The sequence below is a fragment of the Streptomyces sp. NPDC028298 genome (assembly GCF_055565895.1).
Genome location: NZ_JBVHTL010000002.1, coordinates 677,391 through 704,182, shown reverse-complemented (window position 1 = coordinate 704,182; position 26,792 = coordinate 677,391). Strand labels below are relative to the sequence as shown.

The 26,792-nt window shown below is 72.6% G+C and carries 23 protein-coding genes; 12 read left to right on the top strand and 11 right to left on the bottom strand.

Going from position 1 to position 26,792, the window contains the following annotated elements:
* The first annotated feature begins 83 nt into the window (after positions 1-83).
* Complete coding sequence (locus ACZ4TO_RS11645; protein ID WP_382781606.1) at positions 84-644, top strand: hypothetical protein; 561 nt, start codon at positions 84-86, stop codon at positions 642-644.
* Positions 645-755: 111 nt separating this feature from the next.
* On the opposite strand, the gene ACZ4TO_RS11640 is transcribed toward ACZ4TO_RS11645, so the two are convergent.
* The 5 genes from ACZ4TO_RS11640 to ACZ4TO_RS11620 form a co-directional block, all read right to left on the bottom strand.
* Positions 756-1,766 carry an LLM class F420-dependent oxidoreductase gene (locus ACZ4TO_RS11640; protein ID WP_468024064.1) on the bottom strand — a complete coding sequence of 337 codons (1,011 nt, stop codon included), beginning with the start codon at positions 1,764-1,766 and terminating at the stop codon, positions 756-758.
* 126 nt (positions 1,767-1,892) lie between these two features.
* Positions 1,893-2,660, bottom strand: a complete 768-nt coding sequence (locus ACZ4TO_RS11635) for a hypothetical protein (RefSeq protein ID WP_382781599.1) — start codon at positions 2,658-2,660, stop codon at positions 1,893-1,895.
* A gap of 204 nt (positions 2,661-2,864) precedes the next feature.
* Entirely contained in the window at positions 2,865-3,851 is a 987-nt protein-coding gene (locus ACZ4TO_RS11630; RefSeq protein WP_385042151.1) for an N-acetylmuramoyl-L-alanine amidase, read from the bottom strand.
* A 22-nt stretch (positions 3,852-3,873) separates the two neighbouring features.
* Positions 3,874-4,524 carry a class I SAM-dependent methyltransferase gene (locus ACZ4TO_RS11625; RefSeq protein ID WP_468024063.1) on the bottom strand — a complete coding sequence of 217 codons (651 nt, stop codon included), beginning with the start codon at positions 4,522-4,524 and terminating at the stop codon, positions 3,874-3,876.
* 122 nt (positions 4,525-4,646) lie between these two features.
* On the bottom strand, positions 4,647-6,392 hold the full coding sequence (locus ACZ4TO_RS11620; protein WP_468024062.1) for an MFS transporter: 1,746 nt from the start codon (positions 6,390-6,392) through the stop codon (positions 4,647-4,649).
* A gap of 294 nt (positions 6,393-6,686) precedes the next feature.
* Between ACZ4TO_RS11620 and ACZ4TO_RS11615 the strand changes: the two genes are divergently transcribed.
* From ACZ4TO_RS11615 to ACZ4TO_RS11595, 5 genes are all read left to right on the top strand, one after another.
* Entirely contained in the window at positions 6,687-8,984 is a 2,298-nt protein-coding gene (locus ACZ4TO_RS11615; RefSeq protein ID WP_468024061.1) for an acyl-CoA dehydrogenase, read from the top strand.
* A gap of 9 nt (positions 8,985-8,993) precedes the next feature.
* On the top strand, positions 8,994-10,184 hold the full coding sequence (locus ACZ4TO_RS11610) for a lipid-transfer protein (protein WP_382781469.1): 1,191 nt from the start codon (positions 8,994-8,996) through the stop codon (positions 10,182-10,184).
* 127 nt (positions 10,185-10,311) lie between these two features.
* Complete coding sequence (locus ACZ4TO_RS11605) at positions 10,312-11,730, top strand: MFS transporter (RefSeq protein ID WP_468024060.1); 1,419 nt, start codon at positions 10,312-10,314, stop codon at positions 11,728-11,730.
* A 50-nt stretch (positions 11,731-11,780) separates the two neighbouring features.
* Positions 11,781-12,323 (top strand): SigE family RNA polymerase sigma factor, encoded by a 543-nt coding sequence (locus ACZ4TO_RS11600; RefSeq protein WP_382781464.1) that lies wholly within the window; start codon positions 11,781-11,783, stop codon positions 12,321-12,323.
* A complete protein-coding gene (locus ACZ4TO_RS11595; RefSeq protein WP_468024059.1) occupies positions 12,320-13,207 on the top strand; it encodes a hypothetical protein in 888 nt (295 codons plus the stop codon). The genes ACZ4TO_RS11600 and ACZ4TO_RS11595 overlap by 4 nt, the downstream gene beginning before the upstream one ends.
* Positions 13,208-13,220: 13 nt before the next feature.
* Here ACZ4TO_RS11595 and ACZ4TO_RS11590 read toward each other — a convergent pair whose 3' ends face one another.
* Positions 13,221-13,853 carry a response regulator gene (locus ACZ4TO_RS11590; protein ID WP_382782743.1) on the bottom strand — a complete coding sequence of 211 codons (633 nt, stop codon included), beginning with the start codon at positions 13,851-13,853 and terminating at the stop codon, positions 13,221-13,223.
* 308 nt (positions 13,854-14,161) lie between these two features.
* On the opposite strand from ACZ4TO_RS11590, the gene ACZ4TO_RS11585 reads away from it, so the two are divergent.
* On the top strand, positions 14,162-15,703 hold the full coding sequence (locus tag ACZ4TO_RS11585) for an alpha-L-arabinofuranosidase B (protein ID WP_468024058.1): 1,542 nt from the start codon (positions 14,162-14,164) through the stop codon (positions 15,701-15,703).
* A gap of 60 nt (positions 15,704-15,763) precedes the next feature.
* On the opposite strand, the gene ACZ4TO_RS11580 is transcribed toward ACZ4TO_RS11585, so the two are convergent.
* From ACZ4TO_RS11580 to ACZ4TO_RS11570, 3 genes are read right to left on the bottom strand one after another with little or no spacing between them, the layout of a single operon-like run.
* The gene (locus tag ACZ4TO_RS11580) at positions 15,764-17,014 is read right to left on the bottom strand and encodes a sensor histidine kinase (protein ID WP_468024057.1); all 1,251 of its coding nucleotides are present in this window, start codon (positions 17,012-17,014) and stop codon (positions 15,764-15,766) included.
* Between the two features lie 14 nt (positions 17,015-17,028).
* Positions 17,029-17,748, bottom strand: coding sequence for an ABC transporter permease (locus ACZ4TO_RS11575; RefSeq protein WP_468024056.1), 720 nt, complete (start codon positions 17,746-17,748; stop codon positions 17,029-17,031).
* The gene (locus tag ACZ4TO_RS11570) at positions 17,748-18,629 is read right to left on the bottom strand and encodes an ABC transporter ATP-binding protein (RefSeq protein WP_468024365.1); all 882 of its coding nucleotides are present in this window, start codon (positions 18,627-18,629) and stop codon (positions 17,748-17,750) included. The genes ACZ4TO_RS11575 and ACZ4TO_RS11570 overlap by 1 nt, the downstream gene beginning before the upstream one ends.
* Positions 18,630-19,024: 395 nt before the next feature.
* Here ACZ4TO_RS11570 and ACZ4TO_RS11565 point away from each other — a divergent pair, with 395 nt between their 5' ends.
* Genes ACZ4TO_RS11565 through ACZ4TO_RS11555 form a run of 3 tightly spaced genes read left to right on the top strand, consistent with a single transcriptional unit; the run spans position 19,025 to position 21,983 of the window.
* Positions 19,025-19,882, top strand: a complete 858-nt coding sequence (locus ACZ4TO_RS11565) for a MaoC/PaaZ C-terminal domain-containing protein (protein ID WP_385042144.1) — start codon at positions 19,025-19,027, stop codon at positions 19,880-19,882.
* 34 nt (positions 19,883-19,916) lie between these two features.
* Entirely contained in the window at positions 19,917-20,993 is a 1,077-nt protein-coding gene (locus tag ACZ4TO_RS11560) for a Zn-dependent alcohol dehydrogenase (protein WP_468024055.1), read from the top strand.
* A gap of 39 nt (positions 20,994-21,032) precedes the next feature.
* The gene (locus ACZ4TO_RS11555; RefSeq protein WP_468024054.1) at positions 21,033-21,983 is read left to right on the top strand and encodes a 3-oxoacyl-ACP reductase; all 951 of its coding nucleotides are present in this window, start codon (positions 21,033-21,035) and stop codon (positions 21,981-21,983) included.
* A gap of 142 nt (positions 21,984-22,125) precedes the next feature.
* On the opposite strand, the gene ACZ4TO_RS11550 is transcribed toward ACZ4TO_RS11555, so the two are convergent.
* A complete protein-coding gene (locus tag ACZ4TO_RS11550; protein ID WP_382781441.1) occupies positions 22,126-22,296 on the bottom strand; it encodes a hypothetical protein in 171 nt (56 codons plus the stop codon).
* Positions 22,297-22,344: 48 nt separating this feature from the next.
* Positions 22,345-24,906 (bottom strand): hypothetical protein, encoded by a 2,562-nt coding sequence (locus tag ACZ4TO_RS11545; protein WP_468024053.1) that lies wholly within the window; start codon positions 24,904-24,906, stop codon positions 22,345-22,347.
* Between the two features lie 287 nt (positions 24,907-25,193).
* On the opposite strand from ACZ4TO_RS11545, the gene ACZ4TO_RS11540 reads away from it, so the two are divergent.
* Entirely contained in the window at positions 25,194-26,045 is an 852-nt protein-coding gene (locus ACZ4TO_RS11540; RefSeq protein ID WP_382781435.1) for a Nif3-like dinuclear metal center hexameric protein, read from the top strand.
* A complete protein-coding gene (locus ACZ4TO_RS11535; protein WP_382782737.1) occupies positions 26,042-26,785 on the top strand; it encodes a zinc ribbon domain-containing protein in 744 nt (247 codons plus the stop codon). The genes ACZ4TO_RS11540 and ACZ4TO_RS11535 overlap by 4 nt, the downstream gene beginning before the upstream one ends.
* The last annotated feature ends 7 nt before the right edge of the window (positions 26,786-26,792 follow it).

Here is a 26,792-nt window from a genome sequence, read left to right as displayed (position 1 = left end):
GCTGCCGGGGAGAGCCGTGTCCGCCCCCGTGGGAGGCGAGCACCGGCGGACAGGGAGAACCGTCCCCTCATCCGGAGGATCCCGTGCCCGTACCGATACGGCGCCTGCTCGTGGCGCTGACCCTCTCCTGCGTCCTGATCGGCGGCGCCACGGCCTGTGGTGACGGATCCGGCCAGGACAGCGCCACCGCGACGCAGTTGGCCGCCACGCCGACGCCCACCACGTCGGCCGAGAAGCAGAAGTTCGCCAAGACCCGCTTCGTGGCGAACGCCGGGCTCGCGGCCGGCGCCACCTACCAGTGGATCGTCAAACCCTGGAAGGCGGGCACCTTCAAGAAGGGTGCGAAGGGCCGCAAGCTCGCGCTGGTCAAGGCCGGGCTGGCCGGTGTCTTCGCCTACAACCGGCTCAAGGCCGCCTCGAAGAACGCCGAGGGCGACCCCGCGCTGTCGAAGGCCGTCGCCCCGCTCGCCGCGGGCATCGCCGCGCTCAAGGACCTTCCCGCGAAACTGCGCAACGGCGACTCCACGGACTCCGTCGTGAACTCCTTCGACGACGTCATCAACCAGGTGAAGGCGGCCGGGAAGAGCGCGGGCGCCGAGGTCAAGGACAAGGTGCCCTCGGCGTCCCAGCTCAGCGGCGGCTGACGCGGCGAGGACGGGTGCGGGCCGGAGCGGACGGGTACGGAGCCGGAACGGACCGGTACGGGCCGGGGCGGCGGCAACGACCGGGGAGCGGCGGGAACGGCCGTACCCGCCCTAGGAGTTCAGCTCGGCCAGCACGCGCAGGGTGTGGGGGTCCGGGGACAGGACCAGCAGGTCGGTCACCGGGCCCTTGCGCCACGATTCCAGGCGCTCGGCGATGCGTTCACGCGGTCCGACGAGGGAGATCTCGTCGGCGAAGGCGTCGGGGACGGCCAGCACGGCCTCCTCCCGGCGGCCTTCCAGGAACAGCCGCTGGATTCTGCGGGCCTCCTCCCCGAAGCCCATCCGGGCCATCAGGTCGGCGTGGAAGTTGCGGGCCGCGTGCCCCATCCCGCCGATGTAGAAGCCGAGCATCGCCTTGACCGGCAGCAGCCCCTCGGCGACGTCGTCACACACGTGCGCTCGGGCCATCGGTGCGACGAGGAAGCCCTCGGGCAGGTCGGTGAGCGAGGCCTCGTACGCCTGAGGGCGGGTCGGCGACCAGTACAGCGGCAGCCAGCCGTCGGCGATCCGGGTCGTCTGCGCGATGTTCTTCGGCCCCTCGGCGCCGAGCAGGAGCGGCAGTCCGGCCCGCAGCGGGTGCGTGATCGGCTTCAGCGCCTTGCCGAGCCCCGTGCCGTCGGCGCCCCGGTACGGGTGGGAGTGGAAGCGGCCGTCCAGCTCTACCGGTCCCTCGCGCCGCAGGACCTGGCGTACGACGTCGACGTACTCCCGGGTCGCGGTCAGCGGCGACTTGGGGAACGGCCGCCCGTACCAGCCCTCGACGACCTGGGGTCCCGACAGGCCGAGGCCGAGCATCATGCGGCCGCCGGAGAGATGGTCGAGCGTGAGCGCGTGCATCGCGGTGGTGGTGGGGGAGCGGGCGGCCATCTGCGCGACGGCCGTGCCCAGCCGGATGCGCGTGGTCCGCGCGGCGATCCAGGTGAGCGGGGTGAACGCGTCCGAGCCCCAGGACTCCGCGGTCCACACCGAGTGGTAGCCGAGCCGCTCCGCCTCCTGGGCGAGCGGCACATGGTCCGCCGAGGGGCCGCGCCCCCAGTAGCCGAGCGCGAGACCGAGCCGCATGGCGCCTCCAGAAGCAGAGTTCTGACAAGGTTCTGACGATCCGTCAGGTCCGGTGCGTGCTGCGACTGTACGACAACGGCCCCCCGCCGGAAAGGGCGGGGGGCCGTCGCGCGAGCGAGGGGCGGATCAGCCGCGCTGGATCCCTGAGGTGTCCTGAAGCACACCACGACGACCGTCCTGCGTCTGCGCCACGAGGGTCGCGCCACGCTGCTCGACGGCCAGGTACCAGGTGCCCGGAGCCAGTTCGGCGATCGGCGTCGAGGCGCCGTCCTCCGAGAAGAGCGGCCGGGCGACCGGGACGGCGAACCAGAACGGCGAGAAGTCCTGGGCCGGCGACTGCGTCTGCGGAGCCGACGGCTGGCTCGGCTGTCCGCCGAACGGCTGCGTGGGCTGCGAGGGCTGGGCGCCGTAGGGCTGCTGAGCGGGCTGGCCGGGCTGCGAGGCGCCCGGGTAGCCGTAACCACCCTGCGGCTGACCGCCGTAGGGCGCCGGGGCGATCGGGGTCGGGGCACCCATGAGGGCGGCCTGGAGCGCGGGGACGAGCGGGGTCGCGACGGCCGCGCCGGCCAGGACGAGGGCCGCGATGAAGCCGAGGATGAGACCCGCGGCGGCGCTGGCGCCGTCGCCGACGTCCACGAGCGACCAGAACAGGGTCCACGCGACGAGGACCGTGAACGCCACGCCGACCGCGCCCAGGTCGAGCCCGAGGACCTTGCGCGGCTGGGGCAGGCAGCGGTTGACGACGATCAGGGCGGCGCCGATGACCCCGCCCATGTAGACGCCGAGGCCGTAACCGAGGTTGTCCCAGGCGTTCGTGTCCAGGTTGTACCCGGAAACGGAGTAGAGGTGCAGGAACGACGCGATGAACAGCAACACCGCTGCTCCGATCACCACGCCGTCGCCTCGAGTGAGGGAGCGGATATTCACTTCAGGTCCTTCGTCAGTCGTCTCGTCGTCGGTGAGGCATCGCCGTACGCCGTGCCGCCGACATGGTGCAGCCGTCGGCACACGGTGTGAAGCGCGGGGGTGGCCCTTTATCGTACGGACGACACTATCGCCCGGACGATCAGGGTGTCGCCGGGTTGGATCCGTAGATCACTACCCGTGCAGGAAACCAACGATTCCTTCAGAGATCCCCCGTGCCGCTTTCTCCCGCCAGGCGCCACTGGTGAGCAGCGCCGCGTCCTTCGTATCGCGCATGTTGCCGCACTCGATGAACACCTTCGGAACCGTTGACAGATTGAGACCGCCGAGGTCCTTACGGACCACCAGTCCGGTTCCGTCACCGACGTAGTTGGAGGGCGCGCTGCCCGTCTCGCGGACGAACAGACCGGCGATGTGCTCGCCGAGGTCGCGGGAGGCGGCGACGATCGGGCGGGTGTCGGCGGCCCCCGCGTGCACGGACGCCGGAAGGATCACGTGGAAGCCGCGGTTGCCCGCCGCCGATCCGTCGGCGTGCAGGGAGACGACCGCGTCCGCGTGCGCCGCGTTGCCGATGCGGGCGCGCTCGTCGACGCAGGGACCGAAGGAACGGTCGCCGTCCTGGGTCAACTTCACCGTGGCGCCCTGCTTTTCGAGGATGGCCCGCATGCGGTGCGCGACGTCGAGGGTGAACCGGGCTTCCGTGTAACCCGCGTTGGTCGACGTGCCGGTGGTGTCGCACTCCTTCCAGTTCGTTCCGATGTTCACCTTGCGGTTGATCTCGGAGGCGTGCCGGAAGTTGGCGGGATTGTGCCCCGGGTCGATGACGATGACCTTGCCCTTGAGGGAGCCGGACGCGGCCGGCTTCGAGGACGGGGAGGACGAGGAGGAGCGTGAGGGCGCCGGTGCCGAGGACGAGCCCGGCCGGCCGTCGTCCTTCGTGGAGGCGGACGCCGGTGCGGAAGGGGAGCCGGAGCCGGGCGCGGAGGACGACGCCGGGGAGACGGCCCGGTCGGACCCGCCTCCCGAGCCGTCTCCCACGGCCTGCCACACGAGGTACCCGGCCAGTGCGCCGGGTACGAGCGCGGCGAGCGCGACGGTGAGCGGTCCGCGCCGGGAGCGGCGCGGCTGGGGCGGATCGAAGTCTGGGCCTACGTACGACACGTCAGCGACTCTAACCGGGTGCTCAGATCCCCGCTCCGGTTCGCCGCAGTACGCGCAGGGAGCCGCTCACCGCGGTCTCGGTGAACGCGCCCGATTCCAGGGCCCTGAGGTAGACGCGGTAGGGGGCCTGGCCGGTGAACTCGTCGACGGGGTCGGGGAACACGTCGTGGATGACGAGGAGGCCGCCCTCGGCGACGTGCGGCGCCCAGCCCTCGTAGTCGCCGCTCGCGTGCTCGTCGGTGTGGCCGCCGTCGATGAAGACGAGACCGAGGGGCGTGCCCCAGAACGCGGCGATCTGCGGCGAGCGGCCGACCAGCGCGACCACGTGCTCCTCCAGGCCCGCCCGGTGCAGGGTGCGGCGGAAGGTGGGGAGCGTGTCCATCAGGCCGAGCTCCGGGTCGACCGTGGTCGGGTCGTGGTACTCCCAGCCCGGCTGCTGCTCCTCGCTGCCCCGGTGGTGGTCGACCGTGAGGGCGGTCACCCCGGCCTCGCGGGCCGCGTCCGCGAGCAGGATCGTGGAACGGCCGCAGTAGGTGCCGACCTCCAGGAGCGGCAGCCCGAGCCGTCCGGCCTCCACCGCGGCGGCGTGGAGCGCGAGTCCCTCACCGCGCGGCATGAACCCCTTCGCGGCCTCGAAGGCGGCGAGGATCTCGGGCTTGGGTGCCGAGGACATGGGGTTTTCCTCCATCGGTGCGAACTCCAGCGGTGCGGACAACGGGTACGCGCAGCATCGTGCACCACACCCCCGCCGCGTGGGCGGCGGGGGTGGCGATGATCACTCGCGAGGCCGGTGCGTCAGGCCGTGACGTCGGCGTTCTCGCCCGGCAGCGAGAGGTCGAGGGCGACCGGGGAGTCGTCGCCCGCGTGGGTGGCCGAGGAGGCGAGCGGGCCGTGGCCGGCCGCCCGCGCGGCGAGCACGTACGCGCCCTGGGCCGGTACGGCGAGCGCGTAGCTGCCGTCCTCGGCGGAGAGGGTGGCGCCCGCCTGGCGGCCGCGCCGGTCGATCAGGGTGACCTTGGCGCGGGCGACGGGGCCGCCCTCGGCGTCCAGCACCCGGCCGCGGAAGCCGCCGAGGATCTCGTGCGCCCGCTCCAGGGCCGCCTCCTCCTCGCTGCTCGCCAGCAGCGAGGGCTTGGTCGCCGGGCGTCGGCCGGGCAGGAACAGGGCCATCAGCAGGCCGACCGCGACCGCGCCCGTCGCGATCAGGAAGGACACGCGGAAGCCGTGCATGGTGGGGATCGCGACCCCGCCGACGTGGTGCGCGGTGTTGGCGAGCACCATGCCGATGACGGCGCTCGACACCGACGTGCCGATGGAACGCATGAGGGTGTTCAGACCGTTGGCCGCGCCGGTCTCCGAGGCCGGGACGGAACCGATGATCAGGGCGGGGAGCGAGGAGTAGGCGAGGCCGATGCCCGCGCCGAGGATCACGGCGATGACCAGGGACTGCCAGGCGGCGCTCATCAGGCCGAGGCCCGCGCCGTAGCCGATGCCGATGATCACCATGCCGATGATCAGGGTGACCTTGGGGCCGTACTTCGCCGACAGCCGCGCGTACACGGGCGCCGTGACCATCATCGTCAGGCCCAGCGGCATGACGAGCAGGCCCGCGCTCACCATCGACTGGCCGAGGCCGTAGCCGGTGGACTTCGGGAGCTGGAGCAGTTGCGGCAGGACGAGGGAGACGACGTAGAAGGAGACGCCGACCATGATCGAGGCGAGGTTGGTGAAGAGGACCGCGGGGCGGGCCGTGGTGCGCAGGTCGACCAGGGGGGCCTTCAGGCGCAGCTCCATGACGCCCCACAGCAGCAGGACGGCGACGGACGCGCCGAACAGGCCGAGCGTGGTGGGCGCGGTCCAGCCCCAGTCGCTGCCCTTGGTGATCGGCAGCAGGAAGAGCACGAGTCCGATGGACAGGCCGATCGCGCCGAGCACGTCGAAGGTGCCCTTGGCCCGCATCGGGGACTCCGGCACGACGAGGAGGGTGAGGACGATCGAGACGACGCCGAGTCCGGCGGCGCCGTAGAAGAGGGCGTGCCAGTCGGCGTGCTGGGCGACGAGGGCCGCGGCGGGCAGCGCGAGTCCGCCGCCGACGCCGATCGAGGAGCTCATCAGGGCCATGGCGGAGCCGAGCTTCTCGCGGGGGAGCAGGTCGCGCATCAGGCCGATGCCGAGCGGGATCGCGCCCATCGCGAAGCCCTGGAGCGAGCGGCCCACGATCATCGGCAGCAGGGTGCTGGTCAGCGCGCTGATCAGGGCGCCGATCACCATGATGGACAGGCTGGTCAGCAGCATGCGCCGCTTGCCGAAGAGGTCGCCGAGGCGGCCCATGATCGGGGTGGCCACGGCACCCGCGAGCAGGGTCGAGGTCAGGACCCAGGTGGCGTTGCTGGGCGCGGTGTCCAGCAGCGCCGGCAGGTCCTTGATGACCGGGACGAGCAGGGTCTGCATCACCGCGACAACGATGCCCGCGAAGGCGAGCACCGGCACGGTCGCGCCGCCGGGCCTCCGCGCGGGTCGGTCGGTCGTCGTGTGCGTCATTGAGGGGGGCCTCCAGGCCATAGCGAAGGGAGCTCTCGGGAGCGGAGCGAGGGGTTCCGTGCGGATGCCGGGGAGACGGTCGGCCGGGTGATCCAGGGGGATGCGGGGGCGTCGGTCGGGTGGTCCACGCGAGGTACGTGCAGGGGGAACCCGGTGTGCCCGGGCAACTATTCCGATGCTTCGGCGTACTAACGAATTCTTGACCGATCCATGGGTATCTGACCTATCGTCAGAATGAAACGTGTTCTAGTCTGGCGCGGATCCACGCACCTTGGGCCTTCGGGGGAGGCATGCATGGGCATCGCGGTGACGCCGGAGCAGGGGGAGCTGGCCGAGGCCGTGCGCGGCTGGATCGCCCGCGCCGTGCCGCCCGAGGAGGTCCGCAAACTCCTGGACGCGCCCGGTGGCGGCAGGCCCTCGTTCTGGGACGCGCTGGCCGGGCAGGGGCTGCTCGCCGTGCACCTGCCCGAGGCGTACGGGGGTGGCGGCGGTGACCTGGCCGACCTGGCCGTCGTCGTGGAGGAGGCCGCTCGGGCGGCACTGCCGGGGCCCTTCGTCGCGAACGTCCTGGCGTCGGCGGTGCTGGCGGCGGAACTCGCGGGTGAACCGGGCTCATCGGGTGATTCCGTACGGGCTTCGGGGCGCGCCGATGCCGTACGGGAGCGGGAGCGCATCGATCTCGTACGGGATTCGGGGCGCGCCGATCTCGTACGGGCCCTGGGGTGCGGGGAGCGCATCGGTGCCGTCGCGTTCGGCGCCGGTTCCCTGACGGCTCTGGCGGTGGACGGCGGATACGTGCTGGACGGGACGGCGCCGCCCGTGCTGTCGGGCGCCGACGCGGACGTGCTCGTGCTGGCGGCGACACTCGCCGGGCCCGAACGCGGCTCCGGCACGGATGCCGCCGCCGGGACGGGCGCCGCGGCCGACGGCGTGATCCGGCTGGTGGTGGACGCCGCCGACCTGGTCGTCCGGCCGCACGAGAGCGCCGATCCGACCCGGGGGACCGCCGAGGTCCGGGCCGAACGGGTACGGGTCCCCGCCGGCCGCGTCCTCGCGGTCGACCCGTCGCTGGTCACGGACCTCGCCGCCGTCGTCCTCGCCGCCGACGCCTGCGGCACCGCGGCCTGGTCGCTGGAGACGGCCGCCGCGCACGCCAGGGTCCGCGAGCAGTTCGGCCGCCCCATCGGACACTTCCAGGGCGTCAAGCACCTGTGCGCCGACATGCTCCTGCGGCTGGAACAGGCGAGAGCGCTCACCTGGGACGCGGCCCGCGCGGCCCAGGAGCCGCCCGGTGCGCGGGGGCTGGTGGCCGCGCTCGCCGCCGGCACCGCCCTCGACGCCGCCGCCTCCTGCGCCAAGGACTGCGTCCAGATCCTCGGCGGCATCGGGTTCACCTGGGAGCACGACGCCCATCTGTATCTGCGCCGGGCCCTGGTGGCACGGCAGTTGCTCGGCGCCGGGAGCGGACACCTGCGGCGGGCCGTACGGCTCGCGCGCTCCGGCGTACGGCGGGAACTACGCCTGGAGCTGCCCCCGGAGGCGTCCGCGTACCGGGCCGAGGCCCGTGCGGTGGCCGACCGGGTGCGCGGGCTCGGCCCCGCGGAGGCCCGCCGGACGCTGGCGCCCACCGGCTACGCCGCCCCGCACCTGCCCCCGCCCCACGGCCTCGGCGCGGGCCCGGTCCAGCAGCTCGCCGTGCAGCAGGAGCTGACCGCGGCCGGAGTGCGGATCAGCGACCTGGGGATCGCGACCTGGGTCGTGCCGTCCCTCATCGCGCACGGGACCCCGCGGCAGCAGGAGCGCTATCTGCTGCCCACCCTGCGCGGCGACGTCCTGTGGTGCCAGCTCTTCTCCGAGCCCGGCGCCGGATCCGACCTCGCCTCGCTGCGCACCAGCGCCGAGCGCACCGCCGACGGGCGATGGCGGATCAACGGACAGAAGGTGTGGACGAGCGCGGCGCAGTGGGCCGACCACGGGATCCTCCTCGCCCGGACGAACCCGGCCGCGCCCAAGCACAAGGGGCTCACCTATTTCGTCGTCGACATGAAGACCACGGACGGCATCGACATCCGCCCCCTGAAGGAGATCACCGGGGACTCCCTCTTCAACGAGGTCTGGTTCGACGACGTGCTGCTGCCCGCGGACGCGGTCGTCGGCGAGGTCGACGACGGCTGGCGGGTGGCCCGCAACACGCTCGGCAACGAACGCGTCCACATGGCCGACCAGTTGACCTTCGACACCGGCCTGGAGGCGCTGATACCGGCCGACGTCGACGCCTCCCGGCTGGGGGCGCTGCTGGCCGAGGCCCACGCCCTGGCCTGCGTCACGCTGCGCACCACCCTGCGCCGGGTCTCCGGCGTGGAGCCCGGCGCGGGCGCCTCCGTCCGCAAACTGGTGCAGACCGCGCACCAGCAGAAGGTCGCCGAACTCGCGCTCGAACTCCTCGGCCCCGAAGGCGCGTCGTGCGAGGGCCCCGGCAAACGGGCGGTGCACGGATTCCTGCTCTCCCGGTGCCTGACCATCGCGGGCGGCACCACCCAGGTCCAGCTCAACGTCGTCGCCGAGCGCCTGCTCGGCCTGCCACGGGACTAGGAGCGCGCCATGAGGACGTACGTCGTCGGTGTCGGCATGACCAGGTTCGAGAAGCCCGAGACCCGGGAGTGGCAGTACTGGGACATGGTCCGCGAGGCCGGCACCAACGCCCTGGCCGACGCGGGCATCTCCTACACGGACGTGGAACAGGTCCCCGTCGGCCACTGCTTCCAGCCGTCCACCGCCGGTCAGCGCGCCGCCTACGAACTGGGCCTGACCGGCGTGCCCGTCTACAACGTGAACAACAACTGCGCCACCGGGGCGAGCGCGTTGATGCTGGCCCGGCAGTTCGTGGAGGGCGGCGTCAGCGACTGCGTCCTCGCGCTGGGCTTCGAGAAGATGAAGCGGGGATCGCTCGGGTCGGGAGCCGACGGCGGGGACTTCGCCACGTCACCGGTCGCCCGCCACTACGGGATCATGGCCGCCCGGCACGGTTTCGAGATGTCACCGCCCACCGCGCAGATCTTCGGCGACGCGGCCCGTGAGCACATGGAGCGGTACGGCACGACCGAGGCCCAGCTCGCCGCCGTCGGCGCCAAGAACCACCGCCACTCGGCGCACAACCCCTACGCCCAGTTCCAGGACGTGTACTCCGTCGACGAGATCCTCGCCGCCAAGGCCGTGCACCGGCCGCTCACCCGACTCCAGTGCTCGCCCACCTCCGACGGAGCCGCCGCGGCCGTCGTCGTGTCCGAACGGTTCGCCGAGCGGCACGCGCTGGAGGACAGGGCGGTCGAGATCGTCGCGCAGGCGATGGCCACCGACACCGAGGAGTCCTTCGCCTCCGGTTCCTGCATCGACGTCGTCGGCCGGCCGATGTCGCGGGATGCCGCGCGCCGGGTGTACGAGCGCTCCGGGCTCGGCATCGAGGACGTGGACGTCGTGGAGCTCCACGACTGCTTCTCCGTCAACGAACTGCTGACCTACGAGGCCCTCGGCATGTGCGCGGAAGGAGAGTCGGGCGCACTCGTGGAGTCCGGGGCGACGACGTACGGCGGACGCTGGGTGGTCAACCCCTCCGGCGGGCTGATCTCCAAGGGGCACCCCCTGGGGGCCACCGGGATCGCGCAAGTGGCCGAACTGGTCTGGCAGTTGCGGGGACAGGCCGAGGCCCGGCAGGTCCAGGGCGCACGCGTCGGGCTCGCGCACAACATCGGACTGGGCGGCGCTGCGGTGGTCACCCTGCTGCGCAGGTCCTAGGGCACCGGGAGTCACAGGGGGAGTCACGGGGGCGACCTCGCGGACAGGGCCTAGGTCCGGTGTCCCACGTCCGGCTGCGCCGAAATACCGATGCAAGGAGCGTCAGCGGGTTGAGAGCATGACAGTCATGCTCCGAGCCGCTGAAGACACCAGGACGACCGCCCGTACCGCCCCGCCCACCTGGGTGGTGATCGCGCTCGCGTGCGCCGGACAGTTCCTGGTCGTCCTGGACGTGTCCGTCGTCAACGTGGCCCTGCCCTCCATGCGCGCCGACCTGGGGCTGAGCGCCCCCGGACTCCAGTGGGTGGTGAACGCCTACTCCATCGCCTTCGCCGGATTCATGCTCCTGGGCGGGCGGGCCGGTGACCTGTACGGGCGCAAGCGGATGTTCCTGGTGGGTCTGGCGCTGTTCACGCTGGCCTCGGCCGCCGGAGGCCTCGCCCAGGAGGGCACCCAACTGCTCGTCGCGCGCGCCGCGCAGGGCCTGGGGGCGGCGGTGCTCGCGCCCTCGACCCTGACGATCCTGACGTCCGCCGTCCCCGAGGGCCCCGCACGGGCGCGGGCCATCGCGACCTGGACCGCCGTGGGAGCCGGTGGCGGCGCGGCGGGCGGACTCGTCGGCGGACTGCTGGTCGACGGGCTGTCGTGGCGCTGGGTGCTCCTCATCAACGTGCCCGTCGGCGCGCTCGTGCTGGCCGGCGCGGCGTACCGGCTGAGGGAGAGCCGGGCCGGGGACGGGCGGCGGCTCGACCTGCCGGGCGCGCTCCTGGTGACGGCGGGACTCGCGACCCTCGCGTACGGGATCGTGCAGACGGAGGCCGAGGGCTGGACCGCGACGGAGACACTCGTACCGCTCGGCGCGGGAGCGGCGCTCATCGGGGCCTTCCTGGCCGTCGAGGCCCGGACCGGAGCGCCGTTGATGCCGCTGAAGCTGCTGCGGCTGCGCTCGGTGGCGTCCGCGAACGCGGCCATGTTCGTCTCCGGCTCGGCGATGTTCTGCATGTGGTTCTTCATGACGCTGTACGCGCAGAACGTGCTCGGCTACTCGCCGCTCGGCGCGGGCCTCGCCCTGGTGCCGAGCTCGCTCGCCGTGGTCGTCGGCTCGAAGTCGGCGCCCCGCCTGATGCCGGTCGTCGGCGCGCGCAACGTGGCGGTGCTCGGCACGCTCCTGGCCGCGGCCGGGTTCGGCTGGCAGTCGACGATGACGGCGGACGGCCCGTACCTCACGGCCATCATGCTCCCCGGCGTCCTGATGATGGCGGGCGCCGGTCTGGCCGCGACACCGCTGGCCGCGATCGCGACCTCGGGCGCGGTGCCGGAGGACGCGGGGGTGGTCTCGGGCCTGGTCAACACCTCGCGGGTGATGGGCGGTTCGCTGGGACTCGCGGTGATGTCCACGATCGCGGCGGCCCGTACCGGGGGAAGCCTCGCGGGGGAGGCGCTGACCGCCGGGTACGCGCTGGCGTTCCGCGTCAGCGGCGTGATGCTGCTCGCCGGGGCCGTCCTGATGTTCTTGTGGCTGCCCCGGACGATGTCACGGCGGTGAGGCAACGAATTCAGGTGCCTGTGGACTCCTTGGGTCACTAGGAGGTGCCCATGGGGGTTCGGAAGCAGGCTCGGGACGAGGAGTTCCAGGGCTTCGTGGTCGGTCGCTGGCCGCGGCTGATGCGTACGGCGTTTCTCCTGACGGGGGAGCAGCACGCCGCCGAGGACCTGGTCCAGACGACGCTGGAGCAGGTGTACGTGGCCTGGCGCCGGGTCGGCTCGGCCGACGAACCGGACGCGTACGTGCGGCGCATGATGATCAACGCGCACGCTCGAAGACACCGCAGAAAACTGAAGGAGTTCCTCGCGCCGAGGGACGACTCGGGGATCGGACACGAGGTCCCCGACGGCGCCGACGCGATCGCGCGCGCCGACGACCGCGGCACCCTGATCGCCGCGCTGTCCCAACTGCCCCCGCGCCAGCGCGAGGCGGTGGTCCTGCGCTACTGGGAGGACCTGAGCGAGAGCCAGGCGGCCGAGGCGATGGGCTGCTCGGTGGGCGCGGTGAAGAGCAACGCGGCCAAGGGCATCGCGAAGCTCCGTGCCGTACCGGAGCTGGCGGACACGATGGCGCAGGGAGGGCGGATCCGATGAGCGCGAACCGGGAGACGAATCACGACATGGCGGCGACGGACGCGGACATCTCCTTCCTGCTGGCCGAGGCGGCGGACGGGGTCGAGATCGGTACGGCCCCCTACCAGGCGGTGCTGCGCGGCGGCCGGCGCCGCAGGGCGCGCCGGTGGGCGACGGCGGCGGCGGTCGCCCTGGTCGTCGCCGGGTCCACGGGGACACTGGCGCTGACCGGCGGCAGCGGCGACGACGCCAAGGGGGTCGTGCCGGCCGGCCCCGTTCGCCCGTCGATCAGCCCCGGGACCGGACCGGGCGGCCTTCCGGAGGAGTGGCGGACCCTCGGGCCACGGGGAACCTTCGTGTCGCAGTGGACCAACCCCGACCACACGACATGGTCGGTCCTCGTGGACATGTGGCCGGCGCCGAAGGACGAGGCGGAGGCCCGGAAGCAGCGCACGATGATGACCCAGTACGGCGTCACGCCGACGGGTGCCAGGGACGCTCCGGACGTCGCGGACAAGAAGTGGGCCTTCGTCAGCGTTGTCCGGGTCGGAGTAGGGCACTCGAGGGACACGATCGACGGAGCCCAGAAGAAGGATCCGTTCTCGGGCAAGGACATCGAGGCCTTCTCGCTGCCGCTGGACGCCGAGGCGGCCAAGGAGAAGAAGAAGCCTCCTCAGGGGCTCGTGATCGGCAAGGTCGCCCAGACCGCCAAGGAGGTCACCTGCACCTGGGACGACGGCACGACGGTCAAGGCCCGGAGGGTCGCCCACCGGGGCACCATGCTTCCCTACGGCGTTCCGAACCTGATCTGGCGGGTGGACGGTTCCCTGCCCGACTGGTTCGTGTGCGTGGCACCGGAGGGCAAGGGCAGCGGGTCGGCGGACGCGGTGGTGACGAAGCCCTGAGGATCTCCCGGGGCTACAGCCACCCCTGTTGGCGGGCCTCCCGCATCGCCTCCATGCGGTTGCGGGTGCCCGTCTTGCCGATGGCGGACGAGAGGTAGTTGCGGACGGTCGACTCGGAGAGGTGCAGCTTGCCGGCGATGTCGGCGACGGTGGCCCCGTCCACCGAGGCCTTCAGGACGTCGCACTCGCGGGCCGTGAGCGGACTGGGTCCCGCGCTCAGCGCCGCGGCGGCGAGCGCGGGATCGATGACGGTCTCCCCGGTCAGGACCCGCCGGATCGCCTCGGCCAGTTCCTCCACGGGCCCGTCCTTGACCAGGAACCCGGCGGCCCCCGCCTCCATGGCCCGGCGCAGATAGCCGGGGCGGCCGAAGGTGGTGAGGATCAGCACCCGGCAGTCGGGCGCCTGCTCCCGCAGTTCGGCGGCGGCGTCCAGTCCGCTCATCCCCGGCAACTCGATGTCCAGCAGGGCCACATCGGGCCGGCTCGTGAGCACCGCGTCCACGATCTCGTCGCCCGCGGACACCTGCGCGACCACCTCGATGTCCGGCTCCATCCCGAGCAGCAGGGCGAGTGCCCCACGCATCATCTTCTGGTCCTCGGCGAGCAGGACACGGACGGACTTGGCGGGCCGGTGGTCCCGGGGCATCTCGTTCACGCGGCCAAGGGTAGGACGAGACGGGCGTCCCGCGGCCCGCCCCGCGCGTTCCGGCGGATTCCGGGAAATCGTCCTCGTCCGTGTCCGCGCGTCTTGACGGCCCCCGGCCGCAGGCAAATAATCGCCTCGGAATTCAGCGCTCCCCTTGGTTTTTCCCGGGCCGGACCGTTTTCCGCAAACGTTCGGAATTTCGACCGTGAAGGGGTTCGGCATATCGATCGAACGATGTCCGGTATTTCGACCGGGCACCCGCACTGTCCTACCAGGAACGGAAGAGGTGCACCGTGTTGTCAGCCTTCGTGCGCTTACAGCGCCTCAGAAACACAGTCCTGGCCGCGCTGTCGGTGACGGCGGCCGTCGTCGCGTTCGCCGTCGGCGCGCCGCAGGCCACCGCCGCGGGCTCGCTCCCGTGCGACGTCTACGCCACCGCCGGCACCCCCTGTGTCGCCGCGCACAGCCTCGTCAGGGCGCTCTACTCCTCGTACAACGGCTCGCTCTACCAGGTGCAGCGCGCCTCCGACGGCGCCACCGCGAACATCGGTCTCCTCGCGGCCGGCGGGTACGCGAACGCGGCGGCGCAGGACTCCTTCTGCGGCGGCACCACCTGCATCGTCACGAAGATCTACGACCAGTCCTCGCGCCACAACGACCTCACGGTCGAGGGCGCGGGCGGGGCGGGGGCCGCCGACGTCGGGGCGCCCGCGGACGCGCTGCCGGTGACCGCCGGCGGCCATCAGGTCTACGGCCTGGAGATCTCCGCCGGCATGGGCTACCGCGACAACTCCACCTCGGGAGTCGCCACGAACGGCGCCGCCGAGGGGATGTACATGGTGACCTCCGGCACCCACGTCAACGGGAGCTGCTGTTTCGACTACGGCAACGCCGAGACCAACAACCTCGACACCGGCAACGGCCACATGGACGCCATCAACTTCGGCACCGAGTGCTGGTTCTCGCCCTGCTACGGCCAGGGCCCCTGGGTGCAGGCCGACCTGGAGAACGGGCTCTTCCAGTCGGACGCCGGATACAGCAGGAACACGTCGAACACCGGAACCGGCCCGATGCCGTTCGTGACCGCTTTGCTGAAGAACAACGGTCAGGACCATTTCGCGCTGAAATACGGCAACGCCCGATCGGGCGCTCTCACGACCACCTATTCCGGCGGTGAACCCACCGCCGGAGGCTACTCGCCCATGCACCAGGAAGGCGCGATCGTCCTCGGCACCGGAGGCGACAACAGCAACGGCTCCATCGGCTCCTTCTTCGAGGGCGTCATGACCGCGGGCATCCCGACGGACGCCGCCGACGACCAGGTGCAGTCGAACATCGTCTCCGTCGGCTACGGCGGCCCGACCGGCAGCACGGGCTCGCTCACGGCCGGGTCCGAGATCTCGCTGCGCGCCACCACCGCGTGCTGCACGACCGGCTACGTCCGCCACCAGAACGACGCGGCGGTCGTCTCGACGATCACCTCGGGCAGTGCGGCACTCGACAAGAGCGACGCCACCTGGATCGTCCGCCGGGGGCTCGCCGACAGTTCCTGCTACTCGTTCGAGTCACGGAACTACCCGGGCGACTTCCTGCGCCACTTCAACTACCAGCTCTACCGGCAGCCCATGACCGGCACCACGCAGTTCAGACAGGACGCCACGTTCTGCGCCCAGAGCGGCAAGAGCGGTACGGGGACCTCGTTCGCGTCGTACAACTACCCGACGCGCTACCTCCGGCACTACAACCACACCCTCTACATCGCGAGCGACGGAGGCTCGAACGCCTTCGACAGCGCCACCTCGTGGACGGACGACGTGAGCTGGGCCGTGACGGCTCCCTGGGCTCCGTAGCCCCGGCCGCCCGGCGACGGACCGGCCCCCACGGCCCCGCCGCCGGGCGGAGTTCCGCCCTCAGACCGACGCCTCCGTCAAGTCCGCCGCCTCCACCGGCAGTTCGGCCCTCACCTCGAACCCGCCGCGCGCGGTCCGGCCCGCCCGCAGGGAGCCGCCGGCCGTCGCGAGACGTTCGGTGAGGCCCTTGAGGCCGGTGCCGCCGACCCCCGGTTCGGGCTGTGCCGGGGAGGCGTCGGTGCCGTTGTCCGAGACGGTCAGCCGGACGACGTCCGCGGTCCCGTCGACGGTGATCTCGCAGCGCGTCGCGTCGCTGTGGCGCACGACGTTGGTGACGGCCTCGCGCAGCACCCAGCCGAGCAGGGCCTCCGTCTGCGGGACCAGCGGCGGCCCCGACTGCCGTACGACCGGCTCCACCCGCGCCGCCGACAGCGCCGAGCGGGCCCGGTCCAGCTCTGTGGCGAGGCTGCCCTCGCGATAGCCGGTGACCGCCTCACGGATCTCCGTCAGCGCCTGCCGGCCGACCGACTCGATGTCCGTGACCTGCGTGAGCGCCGCGTCCAGATCCCGGGGAGCCAGCCTGCGGGCCGCCTCCGACTTCACCACGATGACGGACAGCGTGTGCCCGAGCAGGTCGTGCAGGTCGCGCGAGAAGCGCATCCGCTCCTTCTCCACGGCCCGGCGCGCCAGTTCCTCGCGGGCCGCCCGCAGTTCCCGTACCGCCTCGGAGAGGGAGAGGATCGCGGCCGTCACCATCGTGGACAGGAAGGTGCCGTAGGCGACGTTCACCGCGTCCCAGCCCGCCCGGAAGACGGACACCGACGCGGCGAGCACCGTCAGACCGAGGCCGATCTTCCCGAGCCAGGGCCCGCGCACCACCGCCCCGGTGGCCAGCCCGAGCAGCGGGAAGAAGTACAGCCAGGTTCCGCCGTACCCGATGGCCAGCGCGCAGGTGACCACGCCCATCAGGACGAGCGCGACCCGGGTCGACCGGGCCTGCCTCGTCGCCTTCGTGAACGCGCGGAACGTCACGTAGATGTACAGGGAGTTGAAGGCCAGCAGGCCAAGAGCGCCGACCCAGGGCTGCGGGGTCCGGCCCTGGAAGAGGTTGGAGAACGCGCCCATCCCCAGCAGCAGCCACGGCAGCAGCGCGAAGCCCGTCGGCGGCGGCCCCGGGTTCTCCGGCATCGCGCCGCCGCTCCGGCGCGCGGCCCGCTGTTCCTCCTTGAACCGCTCCATGTCGGCCTTCCAGCGCCTCCGTTCGGCCCGCAGCGCGCGGACCTGGCAGCCGATGCCTTTCATCCAGGACATGTCCCGCTCCCCGTTCAGACGGTTCGTGCTGATCGACGGTACGAGACCACGGCGTACGAACCGAACACCAGCAGCCAGGCGACCAGCACCGCCACCGCCGTGGCGCCGGGCGCCCGGCCCTCGGTGACCGACACGCCGAGCTGCGCGAACCGGTTCGTGGGCGTGTACGCGGAGACCGAGCGCAGCCAGCCGGGGAAGAGGGCGAGCGGGAACCACAGCCCGCCCACCACCGCCAGCCCCAGATTGCACACCATGTTCACGACGCCCGTCGTCTGCGCGGTCATCCGGTAGCCGTTGCCGAGGCCCAGCAGGGTGAACGGGATCGAGCCGAGCCACAGCAGCAGCGCCGTCGCGGCCCACTGCCACACGTCCAGCCGCACGCCGTTGACCAGGCCGCCGGCCGCGAGCACCGAGACGATCGCGGGCAGCACCGTCACCGAACCGGTCAGCGCCCGGCCGAGCACCACCTCGCGCGAGGTCATCGGGGTCACCCGGAGCTGCCGCAGCCAGCCGGTCACCTTGTCCTCGGCGACCCCGCCGCCGGTGTTCAGCGCCGAGCCGACCGCCCCGTAGGCCGCCATGCCGACCATCGACGCGGTCCTCCACGCCCCGTCGTCGCCCCCGCCGAGGTTGGTGAACAGCAGATACATCATCACCGGCATCGCGACGCCGCCGATCACGAAGCCGGTGTCGCGCAGCGTCCGGCGCACTTCGAGCCGCAGATAGTCGAACATCACACCGTCTCCCGGTCGCGTGAGGTGAGGGCCAAGAAAGCGTCGTCCAGGGACGCCGGGACGACCTCCAGACCGCGGATCGCCCCCCGTTCGGCCAGCGCGACCACCGTCGCGTCGGAGTCGTCCGTGCGCAGCCGGGCCCGCTCCCCGCGCACCTCCACGGACACCACCCCCGGCAGCAGCGCCAGAGCGTCCGCGGCGAGCCCCGCCAGGTCGAAGGAGACCAGGTTGCCGCCCACCGACCGCCGGAGCTCCTCCCCGGTCCCGTTCGCGACGAGCCGCCCCCGGTCCACGACGACGATCCGGTCGGCGTGCGCGTCGGCCTCATCCAGGTAGTGCGTGGAGAACAGCACGGTGTGGCCGCGCCGGGCGTAGGCCCGCATCGACTCCCAGAACGCGTGCCGTGCCTCCACGTCGAGCGCCGCGGTGGGCTCGTCCAGCACGATCAGCGCGGGATTCCCGGCCAGCGCCACGGCGAAGCGCACCCGCTGCGTCTGCCCTCCCGACAGCCGGTCGACGCGTCGCCCGGCCAGCTCCGTGACGCCCGCCAGCCGCAGCGCCTCGGCCACCGGCAGGGGCGCCGGATAGCGTCCCGCCACGAAGGAGACCAGCTCCCGGACGGTGACCCGCGGCACCGGCCGGCTGTCCTGGAGCATCGCGCCGACCCGTCCGGCGCGCACCGAGTCCTGCGGGCGGCCGCCGAAGAGCGCGACCGAGCCCTCGTCCGGCTCGTCCAGGCCGAGGAGCAGCGAGATCGCCGTCGACTTCCCCGCTCCGTTGCGTCCCAGCAGCGCCACCGTCTCGCCGTTCGCCACGTCCAGGTCGAGACCGTCCACGGCGCGCACGTCGCCGAAGGTCTTGACCGCGCCCCTGAACCGCACCGCCGGTGTCGTCCCCGTCACCGGCGGCGCGCACGTTCCCTCCGGCTTTCCCGCCGTCGTCCCCGTCGTCCGTGTCATGAGGACGACGCTAGGGGTCCGGGGCGGTGCCCCGGCAGATGCAGTTGTCGGCGATCGGCCGGGACAAATGTCACGGCCGACGGCCGCACCACGACTCCCCGCAGCCCGCCCCGCGACCCGCCGCCGGCCGCGACGCGCCTCGATCTGACATGGCGTCAGTAGTCTTCACAAGTGCTGGGCGCTCGGCTATACAAGGGTTCGCCGTACTGGAACGCGTTCTAGAACGAGCGGGTTCCGCGGCCCAGTGGCGACCTCGGTGCGGCCGACGGTGCGGACGGCCGCACCGAGGTCTTTCGCGCAGTCGAGCAAGGAGCCCCATGCCCATTGACGCCGCCAAGGCCGTCGCAGCGGAACCGCGGACCGGCGAGATCGCCTGGAGTCACAAGGACGTCCAGCTCTACCACCTCGGCCTCGGCGCGGGCGTCCCCGCGACCGACCCCGACGAACTGCGCTACACCCTCGAATCCCGGCTGCACGTCCTGCCGAGCTTCGCCACCGTCGCGGGCGCCGGCTCACCGGGCGTGATCAGCTCACTGTCCATGCCCGGCATCGACGTCGACCTCGCCCGCGTCCTGCACGGCGGCCAGAGCGTCCGGCTGCACCGGCCGATCCCCGCCGAGGGCACGGCCACCGCCACCGGCCGCATCGCCGCCGTCTACGACAAGGGCACCGCCGCCGTCCTCGTCATGCGCACCGAAGTGACCGACGCCGAGGGCCCGTTGTGGACCAACGACGCCCAGATCTTCGTACGCGGCGAAGGCGGCTGGGGCGGCGACCGTGGGCCCAGTGCCCGCCTCGAAGCCCCCTCCGGCCCACCGGACCGCACCGTCGAACGCCCGATCCGCGAGGAACAGGCCCTGCTCTACCGGCTCTCCGGGGACTGGAACCCGCTGCACGCCGACCCCGAGTTCGCCAAGCTCGCCGGCTTCGACCGGCCCATCCTGCACGGGCTGTGCACGTACGGCATGACGCTCAAGGCCGTCGTCGACACCCTGCTCGGCGGCGATGTGACCCGCGTCCGCGCGTACACCACCCGCTTCGCCGGAGTCGTCTTCCCCGGCGAGACCCTGCGCATCCGGATGTGGCGGGGCGACGGCGCGGTCCGGGTCGCGGTGAGCGCGGTCGAGCGGGACGACGCGCCGGTCCTCGCCGACACCGTCGTCGAACACCTCTGACACCCGTACGAACCGTCCCGAGGGGAGCCGCACCATGCGCGCAGCCGTACTGCACGAGATAGGCCAGGACAAGCTCGAGGTCCTCGATGACGTCGAGGCGGTGGGCTTCGGGCCCGGCAAGGTGCGCATCCGGGTGCGGGCCACGGGACTGTGCCACTCGGACCTGTCCGCGATGAACGGCGTCCTGCCGCAGCCCGCGCCGTTCGTGCCCGGACACGAGGGCGCCGGCGAGATCACCGAGGTCGGCGAGGGCGTCACCCACGTGAAGCCCGGCGACCGCGTCGTCATCTGCTGGCTGCCCGCCTGCGGCGCCTGTCCCGCCTGCAAGCGGGGCCAGACCGAACTGTGCCTGGCCGGCTTCATGAACGCGGGCACCCCCAACTTCAAGCGCCCCGGCGGCGACGTCTTCGGCTTCGCCGGCACCGGCACCTTCACCGAGGAGGTCGTCGTCTCCGCCGGCTGCGCGGTTCCCATCCCCGACGACGTGCCCTTCGACATCGCCGCCCTGATCGGCTGCGGCGTCACCACCGGACTCGGCGCGGCCCTCAACACCGCCGACGTGGAGGCCGGTTCGTCGGTCGCCGTCATCGGCTGCGGCGGCGTCGGCATCTCCGCGATCCAGGGCGCCCGGCTCAAGGGGGCCGCGGAGATCGTCGCCGTCGACCCGGTCGCCTCCCGCCGCGAGGCCGCCCTCGGCTTCGGTGCCACCCGGGCCGTCTCGCCCGACGAACTCGCCGACGCCAAGCAGTCGGTGACCGCGGGCGAGGGCTTCGACTACGTCTTCGAGGTCGTCGGCAGGTCGGCCACCGCCCGCACCGCCTACGACCACACCCGCCGCGGCGGCACCCTCGTGGTCGTCGGCGCCGGCGCCATGGACGACTTCCTCCAGCTCAACATGTTCGAGCTGTTCTTCGACGAGAAGCGCATCCTGCCCTCCATGTACGGCGGCGGGGACGTCCTCGCCTCCTACGAGCGCACGATCGCCCTGTGGCGCGCGGGCCGCATCGACCTCGAAGGCCTGATCACCCACCGGGTTCCGCTGGTCGGGATCAACGAGGCGCTCGACCAGATGCGTTCGGGCACCGCCCTGCGGACGTGCATCGAGATCTGACCCGGGCGCGGACCTCCACCCCAACCGCTAAGGACCCTGATGTCACTGCCACTTGAAGGGCTCACCGCGATCGTCACCGGCGCGGGGCGCGGGCTCGGCCGGGCCGAGGCGCTGGAACTCGGCCGGCTGGGCGCCGCCGTCGTCGTCAACGACTACGGACAGCCCGGACGGGACGGATCGGGCGCGGCCTCGGCCACCCCCGCCGAAGAGGTCGCCGCCGAGATCCGCGACAGCGGCGGCCGGGCCGTCGCCCACACCGGGGACGTCGCCGACCACGAACAGGCCCGCGAACTGGTCGAGTCGGCCGTCACCGCGTTCGGGAAGCTGGACATCCTCGTCAACAACGCGGGCATCCTGCGCGACCGGATGGTCTTCTCGATGACCGAGGACGAGTGGGACTCGGTCATCAGGGTCCACCTCAAGGGCCATTTCAACACCACCCACTTCGCCTCCGCGCACTGGCGGGCCCGCTCCAAGGCGGCCGACGGGCCCGTCTACGGACGGATCGTGAACACCTCGTCCGAGGCGTTCCTCGCCGGCTCCGCCGGACAGCCCAACTACGCGGCGGCGAAAGGCGGAATCGTCGGGCTGACCACCTCGACGGCGCTGGCACTCGCCAAGTACGGCGTCACGGCCAACGTCATCTGCCCGCGCGCCCGGACCCGGATGACGGAGGACGTCTTCGCCGGATTCGGGCAGCCGGACGAGGGCCTCGACCCGCTCGCCCCCGAGCATGTCGCCCCGCTCGTCGGCTACTTGGCCTCACCCGCCGCCGCGCACGTCAACGGGCAGCTCCTCGTCGTGCACGGAGGAATGGTCGCGGTCGTCGAACGGCCCCGGGTGGCGGTGAAGTTCGACAGCAAGCAGGACACCTTCAGCCACGACGAGCTCGACGCGCTGCTCACCCCGTACTACGCGGACCGGCCGAGCGGCGAGACGTTCGCGGCGATGGAGGTGCTGGGTCTCAAACGGGAGGACGCGCCCCGCTGAGGGCTCTTCGCCGAGGGCCCCTCGCCGAACGGACGGTCGTCGGCGGATCGCGCCCGTCGGCCGGGACGCCCCGAACGGGCACGGCCCCGCTCGCCAAGGTGCGAGCGGGGCCGTACGCCGGTTCCGGCTGCCGTGAGGTCCGTCAGGCCGTCGTGGCCGACTGGCCGGACGGCTTGCGGTGGCGGCCCTGAGGGGTCGCCTCGTCGTCGTGGCCGGAGACCGGGCCGCGGTGTCTGCCGTGGCCTTCGGACCGGGCCGCCGACGTCTCGTGGACGTCCGCGCCCGGCGCTTCCATGGTGCTCGAGTCGTTCATTGAAGTGTTCACCCCGTATGCAAGATCCTTCTTTACAGCCGGGGGAGTCTAACGTGCGGTCATCGCGCGGGAGTCGGAGGGTGACGTTTCTTCGCCCCTGCTGCCCCTTTTCTCCTCGTCCGTGTGGGCCGTCACACTCGGAACCCCGGACTCCGCGGGGAGGTGCGCCACGGCGGCGAGGGACCTCAGGGCGACCTGCCCCCTGAACTCACCGGTGGCCGGCACCGCGTCGGTGTTCCCGTCCCCGGAGACGGTCCCGCCCGCGGGTGTCGCGCCGGTCAGGGCACCGAGGTTCATGCCGGGCGGGGGAGTCTCGGCGACCTTGGTCCACAGACCCGGGTCGGTGCGGGGGGTCGGCTTGCGGTGGGGCCGGGTGCCGTCGGGCCGGTTGTCGTCGGCTTCGGTGGTCGTGGGGGCGGGTTCGGTGGGGCGGCCCGTTCCGGCGACGGCGGTGTCCGCGCTGCGGACTTCGGCCTCGGAGGCCGCCTCGAAGGCCGCCTTGGTCCGCGCGGCGGCCCCGGCCTCCCTTGCGGCCTCAGCGGCGGCCTCGGTGGCGGCCGTGGCGGGGATGACGGGAACGACGGCTGTGGCCTGGGCGGGGGCGATGGTCGTGGCCGGCGGGAGCGGCCCGGCCGGTTCGACGGTGACGGTCATGCCGCCCGGGAGTGTCCCGTCGGCCCGGGTCCTGAGGCTCATACCGGGCGGGGGAGTCTCGGCGACCTTGGTCCAGAGGTCCGCCTGGGCCGCGGCACTTGCGGCGGCTTCGGCCCGGCGTCTCTGCTCGGGCGCCGGTGTTGCGGGGCCTCCGGTCGGATGCGCCCGCTCCCGTACGGACGTTCCGACCGCTTCGGCCGGATGTCCCTGGTCCTGTGCCGGTGTTCCGGGGTGCTCGGTCCAGATGCCCTGTTCCTGTGCGGGTGGTCCGGCGGCCTCCGCCCGGGGTCTCCGGTCCGGTGCGAGGGGCAGGGGAACCCTGGTCCAGCGGCTCGGCTGGGTCCGGGGTTGGGGCTGGTGTTGCCGTGCGGCGGCGGGCGGGGCGGGTTCGGGGGCGCGTCGCGCGACCGGCGGGACCGGTTCGGTCCGTTCGTCATCCGGCCGCACGGCGGGCGGGAGCGCCGCGCCCGTCGCGAGGCCGGGGTGCGTGTCCGCACGCCGCGCTTCGCCGGGCGAGGTCCTCGGGGTGAGGCTCGTCACCGTCGACAGCGGCTCCTGGCCCCCGGGCGCGGAACCCGTCCCGTCCGGCGCGGAATCCGTGCCGGCGGACGAGGCCTCCCCTCCGTGGACGGCATGGACGGCGCGGGCCGCTGCGTCGACGGCGTGGACCGCCTCCTCCCTCGACGCGCGGGCGGTGCCGCCGCCGAGGGTCAGGTGGACCGGGAGCGCCCGAGGCTGCTCGGTTCCCGGGGCCGGGGCCGGGGCCGGAGCCGGGGCTTGGGCCCGGTGCGGTGATGCGGCCGTCGGCGCGGTCCGCAGCGGCGCCTGCTGGAGAGGGACCGGCCGCGGTGCCGGGAGCCCGCGGAGCGCCGGATCCCCCGTGTCCGGCTCCTCCGCCCGCCCGGTCGCCGCCAGCCGCGCGACACCGCAGGGGACGCCCCCCGTCACGTACGGCAGGTGGAGCACCCCCTCCGCGGTCCACAGCCCGGTGCCGGGCAACCAGCCCTCCGGCGCTGGCCGATGGTCGATCCGGCGCTCGGTCGGACGCCACACGCCCACCCAGGTGCCGCCCGGTCCGTCCATGCGCAGGGCGACCGCGCAGGACTCCGGGGTCAGCACCTGTCCCGGCTGGATCGCGAACGGGCTGATCGAGCAGCCCGTCGCGCTCAGACAGTCCGGGAAGCGGACGGGCAGGGTGCTGCCGAGCACGCCCCAGCCGAGCCGGTCCCGGCCGGGCGACGGCGCGTCGGACCGGATGAGCAGGAGCCCGCTGTCCGCGTCCGCGAGGAGCAGCCGGTCGTTGCTGTGCTCGGAGATCTGGAGGAGCGGTGACACCTCTCCGCCGCGCTCCAGGTCGACGACCACGCTCTTCGTACGGCCGTCATGGAAGCGGTCCAGCGCGAGCAGACGTCCCGTACGGTCCAGCCACACCCCTCCCGAGCAGTGGCCCGGGACCTCCGCCAGATGTTCCGGGCCGAACGCGCCGCCCGCGACCAGCCACACCGCCGTCGACCCCCGGCCCACCGCCAGGGCGTACGCGCGCTCCCCGTCCGGCGCGGGCGGCAGCAGCCGCAGCACGGTGCCCGCGTCGGGACACTCCACCGCGCCCAGCGGGAGCTCGCCGGTGCCCGGACCGGTCGGATACAGCAGGGAGAAGGTGTGGCGCCCGTCGTGCACCCGGTGGATCAGCACCCTGCCGTCGGTCAGTGGCAGCACCTCGCTGCCGGGCTGCTCCGGCTGCGGACCGGGCAGCGGTACGGCGTACGGCTCGGGGCCGTCCAGGGTCCAGCGCTCCGGATACCAGGAGTCGCCGTCGCGGGCGAGCCGTGCCCCGTAGGCGCCGTCGGCGGTGATCACGCAGCCGGGAGGAGCGGCCCACCGGCTCGTGGCGTCACCGTACTCGCCGCCGTTCGCACGCTCGCTGCGCACCTCGGGTTCTCTCGCACCGGCCGTCATCGTTCGGTCACCTCCGGCGACGAAGGTAGTTTTCGCACGCACACGCGGGGGAGCGACGGGCTGTTGCTTCACACATAAGGGTGGCCCTGTCGGGATTCTCCTGAGGGAACGGGGCGGATGTGCTGAACGATGGCGCGAAGACGTACGCCGGAAACCGGCGGAAACCACGTCCCGCCCCGGCCCCGGCCCGGCCCCGGCGCGGACCCGCTCGTCCCGCGCCCGCCCCCGGTACGGGCCGGTGGCCCACGACCGGTCGGACAGGGACGTGAGCCAGGTAGCCTTTCCCCGTGCCCCGTCTGTCTGAAGTCATCGCCGAGCTCGACGCCCTCTGGCCCCCCGAGCGGGCCGAGGGATGGGACGCGGTCGGCACCGTCTGCGGCGACCCCGACCAGGACGTCACGCGCGTCCTGTTCGCCGTCGACCCGGTCCAGGACATCGTCGACGAGGCGGTGAAGCTGGAGGCCGACCTGCTCGTCACCCACCACCCGCTCTATCTGCGCGGTACGACGACGGTGGCGGCCGGCACCTTCAAGGGCCGGGTCGTGCACACGCTGATCAAGAACGACATCGCGCTGCACGTCGCCCACACCAACGCCGACCGTGCCGACCCGGGAGTCAGCGACGCGCTGGCCGGGGCGCTGGACCTCAGGGTCGTACGGCCCCTCGTACCGGACACCACCGACCCCGAGGGACGCCGTGGCCTCGGCCGCGTCTGCGAGCTCGACCATCCGCTGACCGTGCGCGAACTCGCCGCCCGCGCCGCCGAGCGGCTGCCCGCCACCGCGCAGGGCATCCGCGTCGCGGGCGACCCCGAGGCGCTGGTGCGGACCGTCGCCGTCAGCGGCGGCTCCGGCGACAGCCTCTTCGAGGACGTGCGCGCCGCCGGCGTGGACGCCTTCCTCACCGCGGACCTGCGGCACCACCCGGTGTCCGAGGCCCGCGCCCACAGTCCTCTCGCGCTGCTCGACGCGGCGCACTGGGCCACCGAGTGGCCCTGGTGCGAGCTGGCCGCCGCCCAGCTCGACGAGATCTCCGACCGGAAGGGATGGGGACTGCGCGTCCACGTCTCCCGGACGGTCACCGACCCCTGGACCGCCCACGCGGCCTCACACAACGACACATCAGGAGCCCCCAACTGAACGCCGCGCCCGCCGACCAGATCCGACTTCTCGACGTCCAGTCCCTCGACTCGCGGCTGCAGCAGCTCGCGCACAAGCGGAAGTCGCTGCCCGAGCACGCCGAGATCGAGTCGCTGAACAAGGACCTCACCCAGCTCCGCGACCTGCTCGTCGCCGCGCAGACCGAGGAGAGCGACTGCGCCCGCGAGCAGACCAAGGCCGAGCAGGACGTCGACCAGGTGCGCCAGCGTGCCGTCCGCGACCAGCAGCGCCTCGACTCGGGCGCCGTCACCTCCCCCAAGGACCTGGAGAACCTCCAGCGCGAGATCGTCTCCCTCGCCAAGCGCCAGGGCGACCTGGAGGACGTCGTCCTCGAGGTCATGGAGCGCCGCGAGTCCGCCCAGGAGCGGGTCGCCGAGCTGACCGAGCGGGTCTCCTCCGTCCAGGCCAAGATCGACGACGCGACCGCGCGCCGGGACGCCGCCTTCGAGCAGTTCGACGGTGAGGCCGCCTCGGTCACCAAGGAGCGCGAGGTCATCTCGGCCTCCGTGCCCGCCGATCTCCTCAAGCTCTACGACAAGCTGCGCCTCCAGCAGGGTGGCGTCGGCGCCGCCCGGCTCTACCAGCGCCGCTGCGAGGGCTGCCGCCTGGAGCTCAACATCACCGAGGTCAACGAGGTGAAGGCGGCCGCTCCCGACGCCGTCCTGCGCTGCGAGAACTGCCAGCGCATCCTGGTGCGTACGTCCGAGTCCGGCCTGTAGGGAGACT